General features: G+C 72.0%; 18 protein-coding genes and 1 pseudogene. 13 read left to right on the top strand and 6 right to left on the bottom strand.

Annotated features, from left to right (window positions below; all coding sequences use genetic code 11):
* Positions 1-36 precede the first annotated feature (36 nt).
* The 5 genes from AB0F72_RS04480 (at position 37) to AB0F72_RS04460 (ending at position 5,975) form a co-directional block, all read left to right on the top strand.
* Positions 37-1,014 carry a hypothetical protein gene (locus tag AB0F72_RS04480; RefSeq protein WP_360424987.1) on the top strand — a complete coding sequence of 326 codons (978 nt, stop codon included), beginning with the start codon at positions 37-39 and terminating at the stop codon, positions 1,012-1,014.
* Positions 1,015-1,110: 96 nt separating this feature from the next.
* On the top strand, positions 1,111-1,557 hold the full coding sequence (locus tag AB0F72_RS04475) for a deaminase (RefSeq protein ID WP_360424984.1): 447 nt from the start codon (positions 1,111-1,113) through the stop codon (positions 1,555-1,557).
* Positions 1,558-1,630: 73 nt separating this feature from the next.
* Positions 1,631-3,136 (top strand): fused MFS/spermidine synthase, encoded by a 1,506-nt coding sequence (locus AB0F72_RS04470; RefSeq protein WP_360424981.1) that lies wholly within the window; start codon positions 1,631-1,633, stop codon positions 3,134-3,136.
* Between the two features lie 196 nt (positions 3,137-3,332).
* Positions 3,333-5,213: a serine/threonine-protein kinase gene (locus AB0F72_RS04465; RefSeq protein ID WP_360424978.1), complete on the top strand. Its 1,881-nt coding sequence runs from the start codon at positions 3,333-3,335 to the stop codon at positions 5,211-5,213.
* 36 nt (positions 5,214-5,249) lie between these two features.
* Entirely contained in the window at positions 5,250-5,975 is a 726-nt protein-coding gene (locus AB0F72_RS04460) for an SDR family oxidoreductase (protein ID WP_360424975.1), read from the top strand.
* Here AB0F72_RS04460 and AB0F72_RS04455 read toward each other — a convergent pair.
* Positions 5,972-6,334 (bottom strand): hypothetical protein, encoded by a 363-nt coding sequence (locus AB0F72_RS04455; protein ID WP_360424972.1) that lies wholly within the window; start codon positions 6,332-6,334, stop codon positions 5,972-5,974. The genes AB0F72_RS04460 and AB0F72_RS04455 overlap by 4 nt on opposite strands.
* 1,223 nt (positions 6,335-7,557) lie before the next feature.
* Between AB0F72_RS04455 and AB0F72_RS04450 the strand changes: the two genes are divergently transcribed.
* Both AB0F72_RS04450 and AB0F72_RS04445 read left to right on the top strand, forming a co-directional pair.
* Positions 7,558-8,349, top strand: coding sequence for a helix-turn-helix transcriptional regulator (locus AB0F72_RS04450; protein WP_360424969.1), 792 nt, complete (start codon positions 7,558-7,560; stop codon positions 8,347-8,349).
* 179 nt (positions 8,350-8,528) lie between these two features.
* On the top strand, positions 8,529-10,661 hold the full coding sequence (locus AB0F72_RS04445) for a RecQ family ATP-dependent DNA helicase (RefSeq protein ID WP_360424966.1): 2,133 nt from the start codon (positions 8,529-8,531) through the stop codon (positions 10,659-10,661).
* 81 nt (positions 10,662-10,742) lie between these two features.
* Here the strand turns inward: AB0F72_RS04445 and AB0F72_RS04440 are convergent.
* A pseudogene (locus AB0F72_RS04440) lies at positions 10,743-11,165 on the bottom strand (GNAT family N-acetyltransferase); the annotation flags it as partial.
* Positions 11,166-11,332: 167 nt separating this feature from the next.
* Between AB0F72_RS04440 and AB0F72_RS04435 the strand changes: the two are divergent.
* A complete protein-coding gene (locus AB0F72_RS04435; RefSeq protein WP_360424963.1) occupies positions 11,333-11,545 on the top strand; it encodes a copper ion binding protein in 213 nt (70 codons plus the stop codon).
* Positions 11,538-12,620, top strand: coding sequence for a hypothetical protein (locus AB0F72_RS04430; RefSeq protein WP_360424960.1), 1,083 nt, complete (start codon positions 11,538-11,540; stop codon positions 12,618-12,620). The genes AB0F72_RS04435 and AB0F72_RS04430 overlap by 8 nt, the downstream gene beginning before the upstream one ends.
* Here AB0F72_RS04430 and AB0F72_RS04425 read toward each other — a convergent pair.
* Positions 12,617-13,777: an SAM-dependent methyltransferase gene (locus AB0F72_RS04425; RefSeq protein WP_360424957.1), complete on the bottom strand. Its 1,161-nt coding sequence runs from the start codon at positions 13,775-13,777 to the stop codon at positions 12,617-12,619. The genes AB0F72_RS04430 and AB0F72_RS04425 overlap by 4 nt on opposite strands.
* Before the next feature lie 75 nt (positions 13,778-13,852).
* Here AB0F72_RS04425 and AB0F72_RS04420 point away from each other — a divergent pair, with 75 nt between their 5' ends.
* Positions 13,853-14,494 (top strand): biliverdin-producing heme oxygenase, encoded by a 642-nt coding sequence (locus tag AB0F72_RS04420; RefSeq protein ID WP_360424955.1) that lies wholly within the window; start codon positions 13,853-13,855, stop codon positions 14,492-14,494.
* 45 nt (positions 14,495-14,539) lie between these two features.
* On the opposite strand, the gene AB0F72_RS04415 is transcribed toward AB0F72_RS04420, so the two are convergent.
* The 3 genes from AB0F72_RS04415 to AB0F72_RS04405 all read right to left on the bottom strand — a co-directional run bounded on the left by AB0F72_RS04415 (position 14,540) and on the right by AB0F72_RS04405 (position 17,576).
* A complete protein-coding gene (locus AB0F72_RS04415) occupies positions 14,540-16,384 on the bottom strand; it encodes a DEAD/DEAH box helicase (RefSeq protein WP_360424952.1) in 1,845 nt (614 codons plus the stop codon).
* Positions 16,385-16,655: 271 nt separating this feature from the next.
* On the bottom strand, positions 16,656-16,880 hold the full coding sequence (locus AB0F72_RS04410) for a DUF3107 domain-containing protein (protein ID WP_360424949.1): 225 nt from the start codon (positions 16,878-16,880) through the stop codon (positions 16,656-16,658).
* Positions 16,881-16,916: 36 nt separating this feature from the next.
* Positions 16,917-17,576, bottom strand: coding sequence for a TetR/AcrR family transcriptional regulator (locus AB0F72_RS04405; protein ID WP_014440658.1), 660 nt, complete (start codon positions 17,574-17,576; stop codon positions 16,917-16,919).
* 405 nt (positions 17,577-17,981) lie between these two features.
* Between AB0F72_RS04405 and AB0F72_RS04400 the strand changes: the two genes are divergently transcribed.
* From AB0F72_RS04400 to AB0F72_RS04390, 3 genes are all read left to right on the top strand, one after another.
* A complete protein-coding gene (locus AB0F72_RS04400; protein ID WP_360424945.1) occupies positions 17,982-19,685 on the top strand; it encodes a Daple in 1,704 nt (567 codons plus the stop codon).
* On the top strand, positions 19,685-20,644 hold the full coding sequence (locus AB0F72_RS04395) for an alpha/beta hydrolase (protein WP_360424942.1): 960 nt from the start codon (positions 19,685-19,687) through the stop codon (positions 20,642-20,644). Before AB0F72_RS04400 ends, AB0F72_RS04395 begins: the two co-directional genes overlap by 1 nt.
* Positions 20,645-20,881: 237 nt before the next feature.
* A complete protein-coding gene (locus AB0F72_RS04390; protein ID WP_360424939.1) occupies positions 20,882-21,784 on the top strand; it encodes a DUF3152 domain-containing protein in 903 nt (300 codons plus the stop codon).
* Positions 21,785-22,274: the final 490 nt, after the last annotated feature.

The following is a 22,274-nucleotide window of genomic DNA, read 5'->3' as shown; positions in this document are numbered from 1 at the left end:
GTGGCGGCCAGACTCCCGCGCCGGTGCACTGCCCTGTTGGCTCTGCTCGTCGCCGCCGTCGCGGCGATCCTGGTGTTGCCGGCGTCCCCGGCCGCCGCCGACCCGGACGACGAGGGCGGCAGCAAGAAACTGCGCACCGCCCTGGAGACCGCCGCCAAGGGGTACGACCAGGCGAAGACCAAGCTCGCCAACTCCAAGAAGCGCCAGAAGCAGCTCACCGAGGGGCTCAAGAAGTCCGAGGCGACCGCGAAGGCGCTGACCGACCAGGTCAGCGAGGTGGCGAACCGGTCGTACCAGATGGGCCGGATCAGCACCGTCACGATGCTGCTGAACAGCACCTCGCCGGACGGCTTCATGGAACGGGCGCAGAGCCTCGACATGCTCGCCCAGCTCGACAGCGGCACGCTCGCCCAGTACCAGGAGGAGATCGCGACGGCGAAACGCGCCAAGGTCGCGCTGGACACCGAGGTCAAGGAGCAGAAGAAGCAGGTCACGCTGATGGCCCGCAAGAAGAAGGAGGCCGAGCTGGCGCTCGCCGAGGTCGGTGGCGGGGCGGCCGGCGGGTTCGTCGCCGCCAACTCCCCGGCGGCCCAGCCGGCGCCGCGCAACTCCGACGGCTCGTGGCCCAAGGAGTCCTGCACGGTCAAGGACCCGACCTCGGGCGGGTGCATCACGCCGCGCACGCTGCACGCGTACCAGGAGTCCCGCGCCGACGGGTTCAAGCGGTACACGGTCTGCTACAGCGCCCGGGCGTCCGGCGAACACCCGAAGGGCCGGGCCTGCGACTTCTCCGCGGCCGCGAGCGGCTTCCAGAACGTGGCGGCCAGTGGCGGGGACAAGAGCTACGGTGACCGGCTGGCCGCGTACTACGTGAAGAACGCGAGCAAGCTCGGCGTGATGTACGTGATCTGGTACCGGCAGATCTGGATGCCGAGCACCGGCTGGCGCGCGTACAGCGCGAGCGGCGGACCGGCCGCGGTGCACACCAACCACGTGCACCTGAGCATGCTCTGAGGTTTTCTTCGAGCCGGTTGTGCCAGGATTCGAAAGTGCGGCGTCAGCGTTCCGATGAGGTACGGGCCGTGACCCGTGACCGCAGACTGGAGCCGTATGGACCACCACCGGTGGATGAGCCGCGCCGTCGACCTGGCGCACCGCTGCCCCCGCTCGGAGACCGCGTTCGCGGTCGGGGCGGTCATCGTCGACGAGTCCGGCCGGGAGATCTCCTCGGGGTACTCCCGGGACGACGACCCGCGGGTGCACGCCGAGGAGTCGGCGCTGCTCAAGGCCGCCGGTGACGCGCGCCTGCGTGCCGCCACCATCTACAGCACGCTGGAGCCGTGCTCGGAGCGGGCCAGCCGGCCGCACGCCACCTGCACCAGCCTGATCATCGCGGCCGGGATCCCGCGCGTGGTGATCGCCTGGCGGGAGCCGGATGTCTTCGTGCACTGCGAGGGCGTGGCGCTGCTGCGCGCCGCCGGCATCGAGGTGCTGGAGCTCCCCTCCTTCGCCCCCGGCGCGCAGCAGCCGAACCTCCACCTGGCCGCCCTCCGCTAGCGAACTGGTTTCCCCGCGATCTTGGCGATTTCCCACTGGGACGGTGCGGCGGAAATCGCCAAGATCGAGGGGGATGGGTAGCATCCGCGCGGTGGAGAACCCGCCGCGCGCCCTGCCCTCGGCCCTCGCCTCGGCCCTCGCTTTTGGATCCAGTGGGGCCGTGCTGGTCCTGGAGATCGTCGCGCTTCGCCTCGTCGGGCCGTACGTCGGCGTCACCCTCCAGGTGAGCAGCTCGGTGATCGGTGTCGCGCTCGCCGCGATCGCCTACGGCGCCTGGCTCGGCGGCCGGCTCGCCGACCGGTACGACCCGCGTGCCCTGCTCGCACCGGCCCTGATCCTCGGCGCCATCGGCACCGCGCTCACCCTGCCGCTGGTCCGCTGGGGCGGTGAGCTGCTCCGCGGCGGCGCCGCCCCGGCCGTGCTGATGCTCGCCGCGCTGGCGATCTTCCTGCCCGCGTTCGTGCTCTCCACGATCGCGCCCATGGTGGTGAAACTTCAGCTCGGCGACCTGCGGCAGGCCGGCAGCGTGGTCGGGCGGCTCTCCAGCATCGGCACCCTCGGCGCGATCACCGCGACCCTGGTGACCGGGTTCGTCTTCGTGGCCGCCATGCCGAGCAGCGCGATCGTGCTCAGCCTCGCCGTGCTGCTCGCCGTCAGCGGCCTGGTCCTCGGCTGGTGGCTGCGGCGGGACATGCCCGGGTCGCCCCGGGTCCGTGCCGCCCTCGCGGCCGTCGGCCTGGTCGGCGCCGGGCTCGGGGCCACCTCGCCGACACCGTGCGACCTGGAGACCGCCTACCACTGTGCGCGGGTCGACGCGGATCCGGCCCGGGACGGCGGGCGGACGCTGATCCTCAACTCGGCGCGGCACTCCTACGTCGACCTGAACGACCCGCGGTACCTCGAATTCGAGTACGTCCAGTGGATCGGCGCGGTCCTCGACGGGCTGCGGCCCGGGCCCGTGGAGGCCCTGCACATCGGGGGCGGGGGATTCACCGTACCCAATTATCTGCGGACCACCAGGCCCGGCAGCGACCAGCTCGTGCTGGAGCTCGACGGTGGCCTGGTCGATCTCGACAAGCAGAAGCTCGGCCTCGTCACCGGGCCCGACCTGCGGGTTCAGGTGGGAGATGCGCGGGTCGGGGTGGCCGGGCAGGCGAGCTCGTCGTATGACTTCGTCGTCGGGGACGCTTTCGGTCATCTGGTGGTGCCGTGGCATCTGGCGACCCGGGAGATGGCCGTCGACGTGGCGCGCGTGCTGCGGGACGGTGGGATCTACGCGCAGAACGTCATCGACTACCCGCCGAACCGTTTCATCCGTGCCGAGGTGGCGACGGTGGCGGCGGCGTTCCCGCATGTCGCGTTGATCGCCCCGCCGGAGGCGATCGCGGGTGGGCAGGGGTCGAACTTCGTGATCCTGGCGTCGAAGAGCCCGCTGCCGCTGGAAACGGTGCGAACCGGCCTGTCCGGGGTGAAACAGCCAGTGACACTGCTGTCCGGGAAGGAACTGGATGACTTCGTCGCGGACGCCCGCGTCCTGACCGACGACTACGCCCCGGTGGACCAGTTGCTGGCCGGCTGATACCCACCCCCTCGTCCCCTCCCACTCGCCGCTCTTCCGCGATCTTGGCGATCTGCTCAATGGCGGCAACTCGCCAAGATCGCCCCCGTGGAGTTCGGCGGGAGGCGGCGGGCCGGAAATGGGGCGGTTGGTGGGTTTAGGGACGGGTTTTCGGGTGCGGGTCCGGAGGGCTCGCTGCTCGGGCGAGAATCGGCGCATGGCGCGAACGGAGCGAAACGGTCAGGGCGGATCGCTCCGTATCGCCGGGCGATACCGGCTCGTCGAGAAGCTCGGCACCGGTGGGATGTCGGTGGTCTGGCGTGGCTACGACGAGACGCTCGGGCGCGACGTCGCCGTGAAGGTCCTCTCGCCGCAGCTGGCCGAGGACCGTACCTTCCGGGATCGGCTGCGGCAGGAGGCGTTCGCCGCCGCCCGGCTCTGCCATCCGCACATCACCGGCATCCACGACTTCGGTGAGGCGCGGTTCTCCGACGAGCTGACCGTCCCGTTCGTGGTGATGGAGCTGAACGACGGGGAGTCGCTCGGGGCCCGGATCGCACGGCAGGGCTCGCTGCCCTGGCGGGAGGCCGTGATCATCGCGGTCGAGGTGGCGTCGGCGCTGGCCACCGCGCATGCCCGGGGCGTCGTGCACCGCGACGTCACGCCGGCGAACGTGATGCTCACCGGCGCCGGCGCGAAGGTGGTCGACTTCGGGATCTCCGCGGTCGTCGGGCAGCGGGACGCCGCCCCGGACGGCAGCCTGCTCGGCACGCCCGCGTACCTGGCGCCGGAACGGCTCGGCGGCGCGTCCGTCTCGCCCGCCACCGACGTGTACGCGCTCGGCCTGCTGCTCTACCGCGCGCTCACCGGCCGGATGCCGTGGCCCGCCGAGAACACCGCCGAGGCCCTCCGTGCCCACCTGTACTCCGACCCGGCGCCGCTGCCCGACGTGCCCGGGATGCCGGCCGCGGTGGCCGCCATGTGCCTCCGCTGCCTCGCCAAGGATCCGGCCGGCCGGCCCGGCGCGGCCGATGTGGCCCGGGCCCTCGCCGCGGCGGTCGGGGTGCGGCCGATCATCCCGCCGTTGCGGAGCGGCGAACGCCCGACCGTCCCGGCCGCCCGAGCCGTCGTGCCGATGCCGGCGACCCAGAGATTCCCCTGCCCTGCCCCGCAGGGATCCCCGGCCCGCGACGGCGAGCAACCCTCGGCGCCGGCCGGCAAACGGTCCTGGGGGCTGCCACGCCGGGACGCGGCCCAGGTGATGAAGCTGCGCCTGCGTGCCGGCCTGAAGATCGGTGCGGCGCTGCGGATCCGCCACGTGCGCCCGCTGGGCGGTGGTCTCTTCCTGGGCGGCCTCTTCCCGGGTGGCCGGAATTTCACCGCCCCCTTCGGCCGGCTGCGCGACACCGCCGATCGCCGGCGCAACCGGATGTCCGCGATCGCCGCGTTCGCCACGGTGCTGCTGCTCGGCTCGTCCGCGCTCAGCTGGTCGGCCCGCGAGGAGGCGGGCGAGACCGGCGCGACGCACACCGCCGCGGCGGGCTCGGCCGACGCGGCCGTCGGCAGCCTGGGCACCGCGAGCACCCCGCGCGGGCGGTGCGCGGTGACCTACGAGGTACGGCGCGACTCCGGCACCGACTTCGTGGCGCGGCTGACAGTGATGACGACTGCCGCGGCGAACGCCCGCTGGCGGGTGGAGTTCCGTTACCCCGGCACGCAGCGACTGGCACCGGCCTCGAAGGCGATCAGCCAGCAGGGCCGGCACGTCGCGGTGAGCGGCAAGGGACGATCGAAATCGGTCCTGCTGCACGGCGGATATCGCGACCGGAACCCGTTGCCGTTGTCCTTCTCGGTGGACGGCCTGCCGTGCCGCGCGGAGGTGCTGGGCAGCACCGGCCCGGGCGCCGTCAACAACAACTCGGTGCGGGCGGCGACCGGCGAGGAACCCCCGGCCAAGGTGGGGAAGCGCAAGCGTGTGCCGCCGCGCCGGGCCGGTGGGCAGCCCGATGGGGTACGCGAACCAGCCGTGCCGCAGACACCGCAGCGCGATCCGGCGCCCATCCCGAAGCGCGGCGCCGGCTTCTCGCTGGCGATGTGAGCACGCCGGCTCAAAACCGGTCGATAGGCTCGGACCATGACACGACTCGCAGTGGTCACCGGCGGTGGGACCGGCATCGGGAAGGCGACGGCGGGGATGCTCGCCGGCGAGGGTTTCGACGTCATCATCGTCGGGCGGCGCGCCGAGGTGCTCGCCGACGCGGTGAAGTGGATCGGCCCGCAGGCGAGCGCGGTGACCGCGGACGTCTCCGACCCGGCCCAGGTGGCGAGGGTCGTCGAGGCGGTCGGCGACCGGGACCTGGACGTGCTGGTGAACAACGCCGGGGCGTACGTCGCGCACGACGAGAGCACCCTGGAGGGGGTCGCCGAGCGCTGGCGGGCCAACCTCGACTCGAACGTGCTGACAGCGGTCCTGACCACCACGGCGCTGCTGCCGAGGCTGCGCCGCCCCGGCGGCAAAATCATCCTGACCAGTTCGATCGCGGCTCAGCGCGGCGGCGGCGGGCCGTACTCCGCAGCCAAGGCCGCACTGCACGGGTACGCGCTGGATCTCGCCACGAGTCTCGGCCAGGACGGGATCACCGCCAACGTGATCTCACCGGGATACGTCACGGACAGCGAGTTCTTCCTCGGCCGGATGACCCCGGAGGGACATCAGGCGCGGATCGACGCCACCCTGGTCAAGCGGGCCGGTGTGCCGGGCGACATCGCCGAGGCGGTGCGCTGGCTGGTCGGCCCGGGCGGCGGCTTCGTCACCGGGCAGATCATCAACGTGAACGGCGGGTCGGTGCTGGGCCGTTAGCCGGGCTGGTTGACCTCGCATCGCAGGGCCTGCCACCGCTCGTCGATCGCCACCTGGTCGCAGGCTCGCAGGTCGTAGTCGGCGACGATGGGCGAGAGGTCCAGGTCGGTGGAGTTCCCCGTCGGGTACGCGATCCAGAACGCCCCGGGCTTATCCAGATCCGCCCGATGCTCGGCCAGCTGCTCCCGCGCACCCGCCGCGTCCTCCACGAAGAGCACGGCGGTGCCGGCGGTGGCGAGCACGCCCGTCTCGCGGACGCCCTCGGGCATCGGGGTGAGCAGCGGCAGCCGGGACGGCTCGTTGAGCCAGACAGTCGAGTTCGACTTGATCATCAGCTTCTCGGCGATCGTCGTGGTCATGCGTCGAGACTTTCACCCCGGCCGCCGCGCTTCGCCACTTTCGGCGAAGCGGCCACCGTGCCGGTTAGGAGGGGTCACCGTGCCGGCCCCGGAGCGGAACCGTGCCGTCCACCGCCGGACGACCGTTCGAAGATCGACACGCCGGAAAATCTCTGACGAAAATCTGCGCAACTCAATACGCGAAGCCGCCACGGCCATCACGGACGGTAAGCAAGCCATGTCTAGAGTGTCGCTTAATCGCCAAATGCCCCATTGGCCCGTTAGGCCGGGATCGGACGTCGGAATTCCGGACCGGCGGTCGGTGAGGAATCCGGCCGACAATGGTGGTCGTGGCGGATCTGTCATAAACAACGCGCAGTGCGTCGGGGCCATCGCCATTCGGCACGCCGGATCGCAATGTAAATGGAAAGGGAATGCTCACAGTGAGTCTTTCTTGTTCCTTTGCTGTCGCCGTCCGGCATCCTCCGGAGAGTCTGATCGGCGGCACGATCGGATGATTCAAGTGATCTAATTGACCGGCCCGGACCCGGTCGCTGTGTAGATCAATTCTGATAGCCATTGTCGACGACTCGAAACCGTACGATCATTCCGTTTGGGAATCTCCTGGTGAAGGGCTTCGATCTGCGTTCTCGGTGGCGTGCCGGAGAGGTTCGCCGGTGCTGATCCGGGTTGCCGGAGAAGTCTTATCTCTCGCTTAACAGTGGTAACGATCTCGATGGCCCCGGGCGGTGGCGGGTAAGGTGGCGCCCGTGGGCGACGAAAGTGGTCCTGCCCGATGTTGTGTTCGGTTGGTCCCGGGCCACTTCGGCTGAGCAATATCAGGAAGCGGCTATGGTGGCGGTCTTCCTGGACGGTTGAGGGGCCGGTGTGCGATCAAGCGCGCACCTGGCCCCTCAATCCTTTTCCCGGCACCCTTTCCATGGAGACTCGTAAGATCTACGAGCCTGCCCACCGACCCGTTGTGTGCAACTTTCACGTTTCGCGGGCCTGTGGATCGTCCGGTCGGCGCCGAATTCCGGGTTGGTGCACCGGTGCGGGTGAGTGCAGAATGTGTATCCGGCGGTGCGGACTTGTCCACCATCAAGCCCGTTATCGCATATCTGATCTTCGGCTCGGGACCACCCAGACCAGCGCAATGAAGGGTTGGCAAGAATGTCGCCGTCCGCAAGTAATAGCGTTTCGGAGAAGCACTGTCCGGTCACTGTCGGTGATCGGGGCGTCCGGTGACCCGGTATCGTGACGACGCCGACGACGTGGGCAAGACGTTCCACTACGCGCCGGCCCCACGCCGCGGAGATCCCTACGCCGCCGGCCGTCACCGGGAGTCCGAGCCGGCCCCGATCGGCCAGCCCGGCGCGATGATCGGCGCCTCCGACCTGGTCCACGACCGGGAGTTCGCCCGGATGCGGGCGCGGTTCGTCGACGGCACGAGCGCCTGGACCGAGCTCGTCGACCAGCTCAACATCGCCCACCTGAGCGGCGGCAAGCCTTCGCTGGCCGTGCTGGCCGCGCGGGTGCGGTACAGCAAGGCCACGCTCAGCAAGGTCCTGGGCGGCAAGATGATGCCCTCCTGGAAACTGGTCGAGCTGCTCGGGGAGGCGCTGCGCGTTCCGTCCGAGGTGGTCGTGAACGAGTGGTTCCGGCTCTGGACGGCCGCGGAGATGCACCGGGCCAAGCGGTGGGGCGCGATCCGGGGCACGGCGAAGGTCCCGGCCCCCGGCGGGAGGGCGAAGCCGGACGGCACCGACACGGTGACCGGGACCGCGACCAGCCCGGCCGCCGCGATCGAGGACCCGGACGGCTACACCTGCCTGCGCTGTGGCAGCTGGGTGGTGGACACCACGGTCCACACCGACTGGCACATGCGCATGGAGCCGGCCGAGCCTGAGCCGCCGGCCGAACCGATCACCGGCGCGGCCATCGCGGAACGGGAGATCCGCCTGCTGCGCGCCGCGCTGGGCCAGGACGACGCCCCGCCCGACCCATCGGGCGGTCCTGGACGACGCCCCGCCTGACCCACCGGGCGGTCCTGGACGACGCCCTGCCTGACCCAGGGCCAGGACGACGCCCCGCCTGACCCGCCGGGCGGGCCTGGCCGGCCCGGCCGGCACAGACCCCCGGCGGGAAGCTGTGGATAACGGCCCGGCCTGTGGATGACGGCGGCCGCACCCCGCCGGGCTGATAGACATGCCGGGTGACTGATACGACGCAGGACCGAGCCGCTGTCCGTGAGCGCGCCGAAGCCGTGTTGCGCCGCCTCGCCGGGGACCACGCGGTTCTCCGCGAGGACCAGTGGCGCGCCATCGAGGCGCTCACCGTCGACCGCCGGCGGGTGCTCTGCGTGCAGCGCACCGGCTGGGGCAAGTCGGCGGTCTACTTCGTGGCGACGGCCCTGCTGCGAGCGGACGCCCGGACCGGTCCCACGGTGATCGTCTCGCCGCTGCTGGCGCTGATGCGCAACCAGGTGGAGGCCGCCGCCCGGGCCGGGATCCGGGCGCGGACCATCAACTCGGCGAACCTGGACGAGTGGTCGCTGATCGAGGCCGAGGTGCGGGCCGGCGAGGTCGACGTGCTGCTGATCAGCCCGGAGCGCCTCAACAACCCGGACTTCCGGGACAACGTGCTCCCCGGCCTCGCGTCCAGCACCGGCCTGCTCGTGGTGGACGAGGCGCACTGCGTCTCGGACTGGGGGCACGACTTCCGCCCCGACTACCGGCGGCTGCGGACGTTCCTGGCCGGGCTCCCCTCGCACACCCCGGTGCTGGCCACCACGGCGACCGCGAACGCGCGGGTCACCGCGGACGTCGCCGACCAGCTCGGCGAGGGCGACACGCTGGTGCTGCGCGGCCCGCTGGACCGTGACTCGCTGCGGCTCGCCGTGCTGCGGCTCGACGACCCGGCACACCGGCTGGCGTGGCTCGCCGACCATCTGGACCGGCTGCCGGGTTCCGGGATCGTCTACACGCTGACGGTGGCGGCGGCCACCGAGACCGCCGAGTTCCTCCGGTCGCGGGGGTTCGCGGTGGCGTCGTACACCGGGCAGGTCGAGGACACCGAGCGCCGCGCCGCCGAGCAGGACCTGCTGGACAACAAGATCAAGGCGCTGATCGCGACGTCCGCGCTCGGGATGGGCTTCGACAAGCCGGACCTCGGTTTCGTGGTGCACCTCGGCGCTCCGCCCTCGCCGATCGCCTACTACCAGCAGGTCGGCCGGGCCGGCCGAGCCGTCGAGCACGCCGAGGTGGTGCTGCTGCCGGGGCGGGAGGACGCGGCCATCTGGCGGTACTTCGCGTCGCTCGCCTTCCCGCCGGAGGACCAGGTGCGCTCGGTGCTGGCCCAGCTCTCCGCTGATCGGCCGCTCTCCACGCAGGCCCTCGAACCCCTCGTCGACCTGCGCCGCACCCGCCTGGAACTGATGCTCAAGGTCCTCGATGTGGACGGCGCGGTCCGTCGCACGCGCGGCGGCTGGCTCGCCACCGGCGAACCGTGGACCTACGACACCGTGCGACTGCGCCGGGTCGCCGAGGCGCGAGCCGCCGAGCAACAAACCATGATCGGGTACGCGGACACGCCCGACTGCCGGATGGAGTTCCTCCGCCGCTGCCTGGACGACCCGGAAGCCGTACCGTGCGGGCGCTGTGACAACTGTGCCGGACCCCTCTTCGACGCCGAGATCTCGTCGGCGTCGGTGGCCGCGGCGGACGCGTTCCTGGGCCGCCCCGGCGTGGTGATCGCGCCGAAGAAGATGTGGCCCACCGGCCTGGCCGCCGTCGGCGTCAGCCTGAAGGGCAAGATCCCGCCGTCCGAGCAGATCGAGCCGGGCCGGTCCGTCGGCCGCCTCTCCGATCTGGGCTGGGGCGGCCGGCTGCGCTCGGTGGTGAGCCCGGAGTCCGCGGACGCCCCGATCCCGGACGATCTCGCCGCCGCGGTGGTCGAGGTGCTCAAGACCTGGGCGCACGGCGAGGACGCCTGGCGGCAGCGCCCGGCGGCCGTCGTCGCGGTCGGCTCACAGCGTCGTCCACAACTTGTCCACAGCCTCGCCGAGCACATCGCGACGGTGGGGCGGCTGCCCTTCCTCGGCGTCCTGACCTCGGACGTGGCGGGGGAGACCTCCGCGCGGGGCAACAGCGCCCAGAGGGTACGGGCGTTGCACGACGCCTTCGCCGTTCCGGCCGACGTGTCCGCCGCCCTGGCCGGCGTGACCGGCCCGATCCTGCTCGTCGACGACCTGGTCGACTCCGGCTGGACGATGACCCTGGCCGGCCGCGCCCTACGCCGGGCGGGAGCCGACGCCGTTCTCCCGCTGTCCCTGGCCATCGCGGGGTGACTGGCCGTCGCGGGGTGACCGGCCATCGCCGGTTGACTGGCCGTCGCCCGCTGCGAGACCCAGGATCGCGTTGCGGGTGGGGCGGCGGTCGATCTCCATGAAGCGGTGCGCGCCGGCGAGCTGTTCGAAGCCCGACCGGCGGTACACCTCGTGCGCGTCCCGGGTGGCGAGCAGGAACCGCAGGATGCCCCGCTCGGTGAGACTCTCCAGGATGCTGTCGACGAGCCAGGTGCCGAGTCCGTGACCGCGGTGGGCCGGGTCGATGAAGACGTCGCAGATCCAGGCGAACGTCGCGCCGTCGGTCACCGCGCGGGCGAACCCGACCTGCTCGTCCCCGAGGAAGATCGAGTAGGGCAGCGACCCCTCGATCGAGCGGACGACGATGTCGCGTTCCCGGCCGGCGGCCCAGTACGACTCCTCGGAGAGCCACCGATGCACCCGGCCGAGGTCGACGCGTTCCCGGTCCTCGGTGAGGACGTACTGCCCGTGCTTGCGATCCGTCACGGGCGGCAATCTACCTATCCGCCGGAATTCGCGGCCGGCGGATTCCTGATCGCTGGGAACCCCGGGCGGACCGGGGACGACCAATTCACGGCGGCCGGGAGGCTGATACGGGTGGGGGGTATAGTCGGTATGTCCGTTGGGACGCGAGTCCAGGGAGGGGTTCGATCATGGCGGTGACCAGCACGTACCAGGTGACGGGCATGACCTGCGCGCACTGCGTCCAGGCCGTGACCAAGGAGATCTCGGCGCTGTCCGGGGTCGCCGGCGTCCAGGTCGACCTGACCTCCGGCACGGTGACCGTGACCAGCGACACGCCGCTCTCCGGCGACGCCGTTCGCGAGGCGGTCGACGAGGCCGGCTACGAGCTCGCGGATGCCTGACCCGGCCGCCGCGGCGCACCCGGCCCCCGAGCCACGCACCGGCGCCGACGACGCCCCGGCCGCGGCCGGCCCCGCCGTGCCCGAAACGGCGGGAACCGAGCGGACCGACGAGCCGCCGGTTCTGGGCTCCGCCGCGACGGCTCCCGCGATCCCGCCGAACGCCGGGTTCCGCCTGGCCGCCTTCGGCGCGCTGCTGATCGTCGTGCTCTTCGCCGGATACGGTCTGGGCCGCCTCAACAACGGCACCACCGCCACCCCGGCCCCGGCCTCGACCGGCGCCGCCCCGGCGGCCTCCTCGACGGTCGTGGACGAGAGCCAGCCGCACACCCACGGCGTGAGCGTCCCGGTGCCCGGCGCCAACGCGGCCGGCGCGGCAGTCGGCGGCCTGTCGCTCAGCTCCGGCGGACTGACCCTGACCCCGGTGACGACCACGTTCCCGGCCGGCCGCGCGCAGAGACTCGAGTTCACCATCCACGGGCCCGGCGGCGCGCCGGTCACCACGTACGCCGTGGTGCACGACAAGCCGCTGCACCTCATCGTGATCCGCCGCGACCTCACCGGCTTCCAGCACCTGCACCCGGCGATGGCGCCGGACGGCACCTGGAGCATCGACCTCACCCTCGCCGAGCCGGGCAGTTACCGCATGATCGCCGACTTCACGGCGCTCGTCGGCGGCACGCAGATCGCGACCACGCTGGGCAGCGACCTGACGGTCGCCGGGAACTACACGCCGGAGACGTTGCCCGATCCGGCGCGGGCCGCGACCACCCAGGGCTTCCAGGTGGGGTACGAGGGAGCGCCCGGCACCGAGTCCACCCAGCCGCTGCTGATGACCGTCAAGGACCCCGCCGGCAAGCCGGTGACGGTCGAGCCCTACCTGGGGGCGTTCGGCCACCTGGTCGTCCTGCGGGAGAACGACCTTGCCTACGTCCACGTGCACCCGGAGAGCCGGCTCATCGACGGCAAGGTCAAGTTCTGGCTGTCCGCGCCCAGCCCCGGCACCTACCGGATGTTCTTCGACTTCCAGGTCGCCGGGAAGGTCTCCACGGCGGCCTGGACCGTCGTGGTGAGCTAGGGCAGTTCGGCGGCGAGCATTTTCTCCAGCGCGGGCGTCACGCCCCACTGACCGGTCAGCGCGGAGTACTCCGCCTGCTGGTCGGCGGTCGGCGCGGCGCCCGTGCGGCGGGACCGGAGCAGCAGGTTCCGCGGGGTGTGCGCCGAGTCGACGAACTCCACCACGTCCACCCGGTACCCGTTGAGCCGCAGCAGGGCGGCGCGCAGCGAATCCGTCAGCACGTCGGCGAACCTCTCCCGGAGGATGGCGTGACGTGTCGTTTCCCCGTACGGGAAAGGGGTCTTGAGGGTCTTCAGTTGCGCGGCGATGTCGTGGTGGCAGCAGGGCGCCGCGAGGACCCACTTCGCCTCCCAGCGCACCGCCCGGGCCAGCGCCTGATCGGTGGCCGTGTCACAGGCGTGCAGCGCGAGAACCAGGTCCGGCGCGAACGGCAGCTGCGCGTCCTCGATCGTGCCGGCCACGAAGCTGACCTCGCTCGCGCAGCCCAGGCGCTCCGCGACGGCCGTGTTGCGCACCCGCTGGTCCTCGCGGACGTCGACACCCACCACCTCGACCCGCGCGCCACGCATGTGCAGGTAACGGTAGGCGGCGAAGGTCAGGTACGCGTTGCCGCAGCCCAGGTCGACCACCCGCAACGGCTGCGGCAGCTCGTCGGGGAGCGTGGCGGCCAGCGCGCGCAGGAACGCGTCGATCTGGCGGCGTTTCGCGGCGTTGCCCCCGATCACGTCGAAGAGCGGGTCACCCGGGTCGAGCAGCCACTGTTTCTCCCGGTCGTGAGCCTGCTCGGCGGGCTTGGCAGCGGCCGCGGCGGCCGCGGCGGCCCGGTGGACCTGGGCGTCGCCCTTCTTGGTCACCCGCACCTGGACGGTGGCCGTCTCGGTCTCCACGTGCCAGTTGCCGAACGGCTCGGCGAGCAGCTCGTCGAAGGCGGCGGCCGCCTCGGCGCCGGGCGCGACATTGCGGGTGAACGGACGGGCGCCGTCGTCGGTGACGATCTGCAGTCGCTGCCCGGACTTGAGCGTGACCGGCCGCACCTGCGCCCGTGTGACCGACGGCACATGGCCGCGGCGCCGGCCGGCCGCGACGGCCCGGGTCAGGCCCGGGGCGAGCAACAACTCCCGGACCTCGGCAAGTACTTGATCGAGCGGCTCTGGCATGTCTTCCATTCTGCCCACGGCCCGAGGGGCTGTGGATCTCGCGCGGCACGGTTAGGTTGATCAGCGGGCAAGGAGGTGTCGTTGATCGTCGGCCTGCTCTCCGACCGCTTGCGGGAGGTCACCCGGGAAGGGCGCGCCGTCGCGCAGCGGAGTCGGTTCGTCGACGGGCTCGCCACCGGGCGGCTGCCACTCGCCGCCTACGCGGAACTGGCCGCGCAGCACTGGTTCGTCTACGAGACGCTGGAGCTGGCCGCCGCCGCGATGACCGACGATCCGGTCGCCCGGCACTTCGTCTACCCGGAGCTGTTCCGGATCCCGGCGCTCGAAGCCGACCTGCGATTCCTGTTCGGCGCGCGCTGGCAGAGCCGGATCTCCGCGCTGCCGGCCACGACCACGTACTGCACCCGGATCCGGTCCGCCGCGTTCGACCATGCCACCGGGTACGTGGCGCATCACTGCACGCGGTACCTCGGTGACCTGTCCGGCGGGCAGTGGCTCGGGCAGCGGCTCGTCGAGGCGTACCGGCTGGACCGGCAGGGGTATCGGTTCTTCGTCTTCGAGGGCGTCGACCCGCCGCTGTTCCGGGCTCGGTACCGCGACCAGCTCAACGCCGTGCCCTGGTCACGCGGGGAGCGCAACGCCTTCCTCGACGAGGTGGCTGCGGCGTACCGGCTCAACATCGGGCTGCTCGGCGAGCTCGAGGAACGCTGGCGCTGAGCCGCACGGGACCATCCGTGGTCCCGTGCTTCTCACCATCGGCGATCAGGCCTCGGCGGCCTCGGTCGTCTCGGCGCGGGTGCGACGCCGACGGCGGCGCGGCGCTGCCGCCTCGCCCTCGGTGGCCTCCGCCGTCGCCTCCGCGGGAACCGCGACGACGGGCGCCTCGGCAACGGGTGCGGCGGATGCCTCGGCAGCAGGTGCCTCGGCAGCGGGCGCCTCGGCGGCGGTGCCGTCCGAGAACGCCACGGGAGCCGTGGCGGGCGTGCGGCGCCGCCGGGTCCGGGCACGCGGGGCGGCGGGCGCCTCCTCGGCGGCCGGTGCGTCCTCGGTCACCGGGGTGGCTTCTGTCACTGCGGTGGCTTCGGTCACCGGGGCGGCCGGCGTGGCCGTACCCTCGGCGTCCTCGGTCACCCGGCGGCGGCGCCGCTCGCGCTTGGGCCGCTCGGTCGTCTCAGCCTCGGAGCCGGAGTTGTCGGAGCGGGCGTTGTCGGACGGCCCGGTGGAGCCGCCGCGGGACCGGCCGCCGCGTCCGCGATCACGATCGCGGTCCCGGCCGCGCCCGCCCGGACGGCGGCTGGCGGTGCCCAGGTCCTCCTCGACCTCGGCCGACAGCCCGACGCGGCTGCGGTCGGCGGTCGGCAGGGTGCCCGAGACCTCGGCCGGGATGTCCAGGTCGGCGTAGAGCGCCGGGCTGGTGTGGTAGGTCTCCGGCGGCTGCGGCATGCCCAAGCCGAGCGACTTGTCGATCAGCACCCAGCGGGGCATGTCCTCCCAGTCCACGAACGTGATCGCGACACCGGTGGCGCCCGCCCGGCCGGTGCGGCCGATGCGGTGGGTGTAGGTCTCCGGGTCTTCCGGGCAGTCGTAGTTGATCACGTGGGTGACGCCCGACACGTCGAGGCCACGGGCGGCGACGTCGGTCGCGACCAGCACGTCGATCTTGCCGCTGCGGAACGCCCGCAGCGCCCGCTCCCGGGCGCCCTGGCCCAGGTCGCCGTGCACCGCCGCGACGGCGAAGCCACGGAAATCGAGGTCTTCGGCGACCCGGTCGGCGGCCCGCTTGGTGCGCGTGAAGATCATCGTGAGACCACGACCGCGGGCCTGCAGGATGCGGGCCACCATCTCCAGCTTGTTCATCGGGTGCGTGCGGTAGACGACCTGCTTGGTCAGCGGCGAGGCCGCGCTCTCCGCGGTGTGGCCGGCGTGGATCGTCACCGGGTTGCGCAGGAACCGGCGGGACAGCGCGACGATCGGGTCCGGCATGGTGGCCGAGAAGAGCATCGTCTGACGCTGGTCGGGCAGCATCGCGAGGATCTTCTCGACGTCCTCGAGGAAGCCGAGGTCGAGCATCCGGTCCGCCTCGTCCAGGACGAGCGCGCGGACCGAGCTGAGCTTCAGCTGCTTCTGCTTGGACAGGTCGAGCAGGCGGCCGGGCGTGCCGACCAGGATCTCGACGCCCTTCTTCAGGGCGTCCACCTGCGGTTCGTACGCCACGCCGCCGTAGATCGGCAGGACGCGGACGCCGCGGGTGCTGCCCGCCGCCGCGAGGTCGCGGGCGACCTGCAGGCCGAGCTCGCGGGTGGGCACGACGATCAGGGCCTGCGGCTTGCCGTCGGCGCCCTCCGACGGCGCGGTGACGCGCTCGAGCAGGGGCAGGCCGAAGCCGAGGGTCTTGCCGGTGCCGGTGGGCGCCTGGCCGATCAGGTCGGTGCCGCGCAGCGCGATGGGCAGCGCGTACTCCTGGATGGCGAACGCGTGGGTGATGCCCGCCTTGGACAGCGCCTCGACAGTCTCGGCGCGAACGCCCAGCTCGGCGAAGGTGGGGCTGTCCGGACGGACCGGTGCACGGCTGGTGACGGGTACTAGAGCTTGCTCATTGTCGGTCATGAAGTTTTACGGGTGCCCTCTCGTGGTGCGCCCGTCGAAGTCTGGGGCGCGGTCTTGTTTGGCGCGGGCCACACGCGGGTGTTGCGGGCCGCACGCGCGATCGCCGTGCTTCGCGGGCCCGGTTTGAACCGGACCCGGGGTCGATTTGACAAATCGACGAGGACGGCGACGGCGCAAGTCTACCCGACCTGGGGCCGGACGCACCCGAGAGCAAGTTACGGGAGGGAACCCTGCGATCAGGGCGCCCTCCCGTTGTATAGCTATGTGTCGATTAGCGCGTCGTGAAGCCGAACGGGCGGTGCGACGCCTCGGCGATCTCCACGTAGGCCACCTTGGCGACCGGGATGATCACCTTGCGGCCCTTCTCGTCCGTCAGCGTCAGCACGCCGTCCTTGGCCAGCGCCTCGGACACCGCCTGCTCGACCTCCGCCGGGGTCTGCGCGCTCTCCAGCACAAGCTCACGCGGCGAATGTTGCACGCCGATCTTGACCTCCACGGAGCCCTCCTCTGTCAACGTTCTCCGCTGATGAGGCTATCCGATTTCCGGCGGCGTTCCGGCTGATGAACCTCCCTGGAGCGGGAAGCTGGCGATCCCGCGCCAGATCAGCGCTGCTACGAGCGCTTCGGCTTCAGCTTTAGGCGTACGCCGGCCGTTGGCGAGCCAGAACTGCGCGGCCTGTCCGGCCGCTCCGGCCAGGCCGGACGCCAGAAGCTCGGCCTGATCCGGGCGGAGCCCGGTATCCGAGATGATGGTGTCGGTCACAGCCGCGATGCAGCCCTGCTCGACCCGCTCGACCCGCTGGCGCACCTGCGGGTCGTTGCGCAGATCCGACTCGAAGACCAGCCGGAACGCCTCACTCTCGTGATCCATGAAGTCGAAGTACGCGCGGACCGCGCCTTTGACGCGTTCCTTGTTGTCGGGAGTGGCCAGCATGGCGCTCCGCACCTTGGCGATTATCGCGTCGCAGTGCGTGTCCAGCAGGGCCAGGTAGAGCTCCAGCTTGCCGGGGAAGTGCTGGTAGAGAACGGGCTTGGAAACCCCCGCACGCTCCGCGATGTCGTCCATCGCCGCGGCGTGGTAGCCGTGCGCGACGAAGACCTGCTGCGCCGCGGCCAGCAGCTGCTTGCGGCGCGCGGAACGTGGCAGGCGGGTCGGTCGGGCGGTCTGTGCCCCGCCGGACGCAGCGGTCATTTCTTCAACCTCCAGGGGGTCGGTCCCCGCGGTTCGTCGTCGTGGATTGCCCGGATCGGCGCTTGTCGCGGTCGTGCGGGCAATTGTCGCGACGCTGCAACTTATCGCCACTGCAACCACACGGTAGCCTCAGCAGGGGCGAGCGAGGAGCACGCGGTGGATGAAACAGGGCATTCGGGAGACACCGGGGCCGCAGGGAGCGGTAACGGTGCCGACTCGCGTGACCGCAGTCGAGTGAACGGGTGGGCGAACGCCGACAGTCCGTGGTCGAACGCGGGCGCGGCAGTGGAGCAGGAGACGGACGTGCCGCCGTGGCGTCGCCCGTCGGATGGACGCCCGTTCGGGCGTCAGTCGTTCCCGTCGTCAGCCGTTCCGGCCCAGAACCAGGTGGAGAATCCCCCTTCCGTGACAGCCGACCCGCCCGCGCCGTGGCCCGGTGAGCGCAGCCGCCTCGCCGAGATCCTCGGCCACCGCCGCACGCCCGCCACCCCGACGCCGGTCAGCCCGACGCCGGTCAGCCCGGCCGCCGCGCCGCGGCCGAACAGCGCACCGCCGTACCCGTACGAGGGTGATCTCGACGACTCCTACCGGGACGGTCCGCCGCCACGCGCCACCATGCCGATGACCAGGCCCGACTGGGCGCCCGCCACCGAGCCCGCGGCGGCCGCGCCGACTGCCCCGGCCACTCCGGCCCCGGCCGAGCGGTCCCGGCACGCGCTCGTCACCGACACGCTGGCGCAGGGCCTGCCCCAGATCGACCCGGCAGCCGCGGGTGACCAGCGATCGGTGGACAACCCGGCCGCGCTGGCCCGCCCGGCGTACGATTCGGCCAGCTTCCCGCGCCGCTACGACCCGGCGCCGGTCGCGTTCCCCCCAGCCACCGACCCACTCACCGACGACGCCAGCCCGTACCCCGCGCCCGGTCGTGCCGAGGAGCCGGACAGCGCGCTCGCCGCGGCCGTGACCGAGCCCAGCGGCGCGCTGCCGCAGCGGGTGCCGGCCCAGCCTGACGTCCCCCGAGTTCCGGAGCCGCCCTCCGTGGAGCCATCGGCCGAGGCGCCTGCCCTGGCGCGCATCGCGACGCATCTGCGCCGCGGTGACGTCGTGCCGGTGCAGGAGCGGCAGGAGGGCTTCGACGTCCAGGACATCCTGGCCGCCGTGCGCGGCGTGGCAGGTGTCCGCGACGCGTCGCTGCGAGCCACCCCGGCCGGCGCGCACAGCCTCCGGCTGGACCTGTCCGACGGCGCCGACCCGGCCGAGGTGAGCCGCCGCGTGGCCCGGCTGCTCCAGGACCGGATGGGCCTGGACGCGGCGATGCCCACCGACGGCCCGGCTGCCCCGATCTCCGCGCCGCCCCGCGCGGCCGCCCCGATCTCGGCGCCGCCGCGCGCGGCCGCGCCGGTGTCCGCCCCGATCGTTCCCGGTCAGGCCCGCCCGGGCCGGGCCTCGGTGCCGGCCCCGGTCTCCGCGGCGCCCGTCTCCGCCGCTCCGGCCTCCGCCCCGCCGCGTGTCACCCCCGCGCCGGTGTCGTCCCCGCCCGTCTCGGCGCCCTCGTTCTCGGCGCCGCCCGTCTCGGCGTCTCCGTTCTCGCCGGCTCCGGTTTCGGCGGCTCCCGCTCAGCGGACCCCGGCCGTCGAGCGCGCCTCGCTCGTCCCGGTCGACGCGAGCCGGCCCCGCCCGCTCGACCCGGGTGAGAGCCCCGGCCCCCGCGTGGTCATCGAGAACGTGCACGTCAACACGTTCGGCGCGGACGCCAGCGTGGAGGTCCGGCTGCGCGCCGGCGAGCGCGCCGCGTCCGGCGTGGCGACCGGTCCGGCCGTCGACGGTTACCTTCTGCGCCTCTGCGCGACGGCCACCGCCGGAGCGGTCGACGAGCTGCTCGCCACGTCCCAGCACGAGCACGGCCCGGCCCGCTGCTTCGTGGAGCACGCCGCCGCTGTCTCGTTCGGCCAGATGCAGGTGGCGGTCGTCGTGCTGCTGCTCTCCTGCGACGGCGGCTGGGTGGAACAGCTGGCCGGTTCCGCCGTGGTGACCGGTGACGAACGGCATGCCATGGTCCGCGCCACACTGGCGGCGGTCAACCGGCGCCTTGAGGCACTGTTGGCTTGATGAAAGGCGCGGTGCTGGCCGACGACAGCGCGCTGTTGTCGGCGGATGAGATCCCCTCGCCCTGGCCCGCTCGCCGGGTCACGGTCGGCGGTTCGATGCTGCACGTCCGGGACACCCCGGGGCAGCCGGGCGCCGAGCCGGCCGTCTACGTGCACGGCCTCGGCGGCTCCTCGCAGAACTTCACGGACCTGGCCGGCCTGCTCGCCCACCGTCTCGACGGGCAGGCCGTCGACCTGCCCGGCTTCGGCTACAGCGACGCGATCCCGCGCTACTCCATCCCGGCCTTCGCGGCGACGCTCATCGATTACCTGGAGCACTCCGGCCGGGGGCCGGTCCACCTGATCGGCAACTCACTGGGCGGCTCGATCTCGGTCCGGGTCGCGGCTCTGCGCCCCGACCTGGTCCGCACGCTGACGCTTGTCTCGCCGGCTATGCCGTTCCTGAATCCGCGCCGCACCGCACAGGGTCCGGTGCTGCCGCTGCTCGCCCTGCCCGGCGCCGAGCGGCTGATGGCGTGGGCGCTGACCCGGGTGACCGCCGAGCAGATGGCCGAGCAGGTCCTCGCCGCCTGCTTCGGTGACACCACCAAGGTCCATCCGCAGCGCCGTGCCGAGGCGATGGAGGAGATCCAGCTGCGCTACACGGTGGCGCACTATCCGAAGGCGTACCTGGGCACCCTCCGGGGTCTGGTGGGGAGCTTCCTCCGGGCGTACCTCCCGGGGGTGAATTCGCAGTGGCGGCTCGCCGCCCGGGTCCAGGCGCCGACGCTGGTGATCGGCGGTCTCAACGACAAGCTGGTCGATCCGCGGGTGCCGGCCCAGGTGGCGCGGGCGATTCCGGACAGCCGGCTGCTGGTGCTTCCGGGCGTGGGCCACGTCGCCCAGATGGAGGTGCCGAGGCTGGTGGCCCGGGGCATCGTGGGCCTGCTCGACGACATCCGGCAAACCGCTCCACACTGAGTTCAAACCTTTCACCCGGTCCCTGTGTGCCACACCGCAGTTGATCAACTTTCGGTGGGCCGGATCGACAGCGTGTGCCAGGGTGAAAGACCCATGATCTCTTCAACACCGCCCGCCGAGCCGCCTGCCGGGCTCTTGTCTGCCGGGCTTTCTTCTGCCGGGCCGCAGTCTGCCGGGCTTTCTTCTGCCGGGCCGTACAGCTCTGACCGCGCCGATCGGTGGCGGCAGTCCTGGCTGGTGATCCTCGCGCTCACGCTCGTCGTGCTGATCGCGGTGGTGATCGGCAACCAGGTGACCGCCGACCCGGCGCCGGTGGCGGCCTCCTCGCCGTCGCCGTCGCCGTCCGCCGCGTCGCCGCTCGATCCTGCGGCGCCGCTAGACCCCCCGTCACAGCCGCTGTCCGGCTCCGTGCCGCCGGCCGCCGCGTCGCCGGGCGCCTCCACGCCACCGCTCTTCGGCATTCCCGGCGCGCCGGTCGGGGAAGCGGCCTCGGCTTCGCCCTCGTCCGCCATTCCCTTCCCGGCGGCGGGCCTGCTGCGACTTTCCGGCAAGGTGCCCACGCACGGTTCAGGCCAATTTGTGTACGGGTCCAAGCGCAGTCCCGTCCTCGGCCACAAGGGGCAGTTGCGCCGTTTCCGGGTAGCCGTGGAGAAGGGCAGCAACGAGGACGCCGACGCCTTCGCCGCACAGGTCGAGTCGGTCCTCGGCGACAAGCGGAGCTGGATCGGCAACGGCAACCTGCGCCTGCAGATGGTCACCGGCGCCGACAAGGCCGACTTCACGGTCTACCTGGCGACCCGGGACACGGCGGGTCAGATGTGTGCCCGGGGCGGCACCAACATCAGGGTGGGCGGTGTCCCGTACACCTCCTGCCGTACCCCCGGCAAAGCGATCATCAACCTGGACCGCTGGCACTTGTCGGCGACGCCCTATCTGAACGCCGAGGTGGAGCTGGCCACCTACCGGCGTTACGTGATCAACCATGAGGTGGGGCACGAGCTCGGCCACGGTCATCAGGGTTGCCCGAAGAAGGGCGGTCCCGCCCCGGTGATGGTCCAGCAGACACTGACGCTGCGCGGCTGCGTGCCGTACGCCTGGCCTCGCCGGGACAACCGCAGCTTCGCGGGCCCCGCGATCTGACGCTGGTCCCGGCTAGCTGATGGCGGCTTGCGCATGGGCCGCAGCCCGAGCCGTGGCGGGCGGGTGCGCCACCCTCACATGGGCGGCAGCCCGAGTCGCGCCGCCCTCGCGGGGCTGTGAGCACCGGAAATGCGGGAGTTGGCGCGCCGTGTCACGGTCGGTCACCGGCGTCGGCGGAACACTGCGGCATCGCGGAAGCCTGCGGGGCCCGGGGCGTCCCGAGTTTTCCGCGAAGCGCCGCCTTTACCTCGGATTCCGGCACACGGGGTGACTAGAGCGTGCCTGAACTCCACACGTCCGGAGTAACCGCGGTGCGGGGGTGCACTCGCCATCGGCGGTTGCGCCAAAGCATGCGCCGCCGGCCTCGCTGCCCCGTTACCCCCCCAGCGGCGTCAGGCGCTTCATTGAGAAGTCGGAACCGGCGATCAACTCAAGCTGAGTGACTCGCCGACGAGCCGTGCGGCGTCGCGGCTCGTCCACCAGGCAAGGT

This window comes from Actinoplanes sp. NPDC023936 (assembly GCF_040639325.1).
Taxonomy (GTDB): Bacteria; Actinomycetota; Actinomycetes; order Mycobacteriales; family Micromonosporaceae; genus Actinoplanes.
This window is presented reverse-complemented; position numbering and strand designations above follow the sequence as displayed.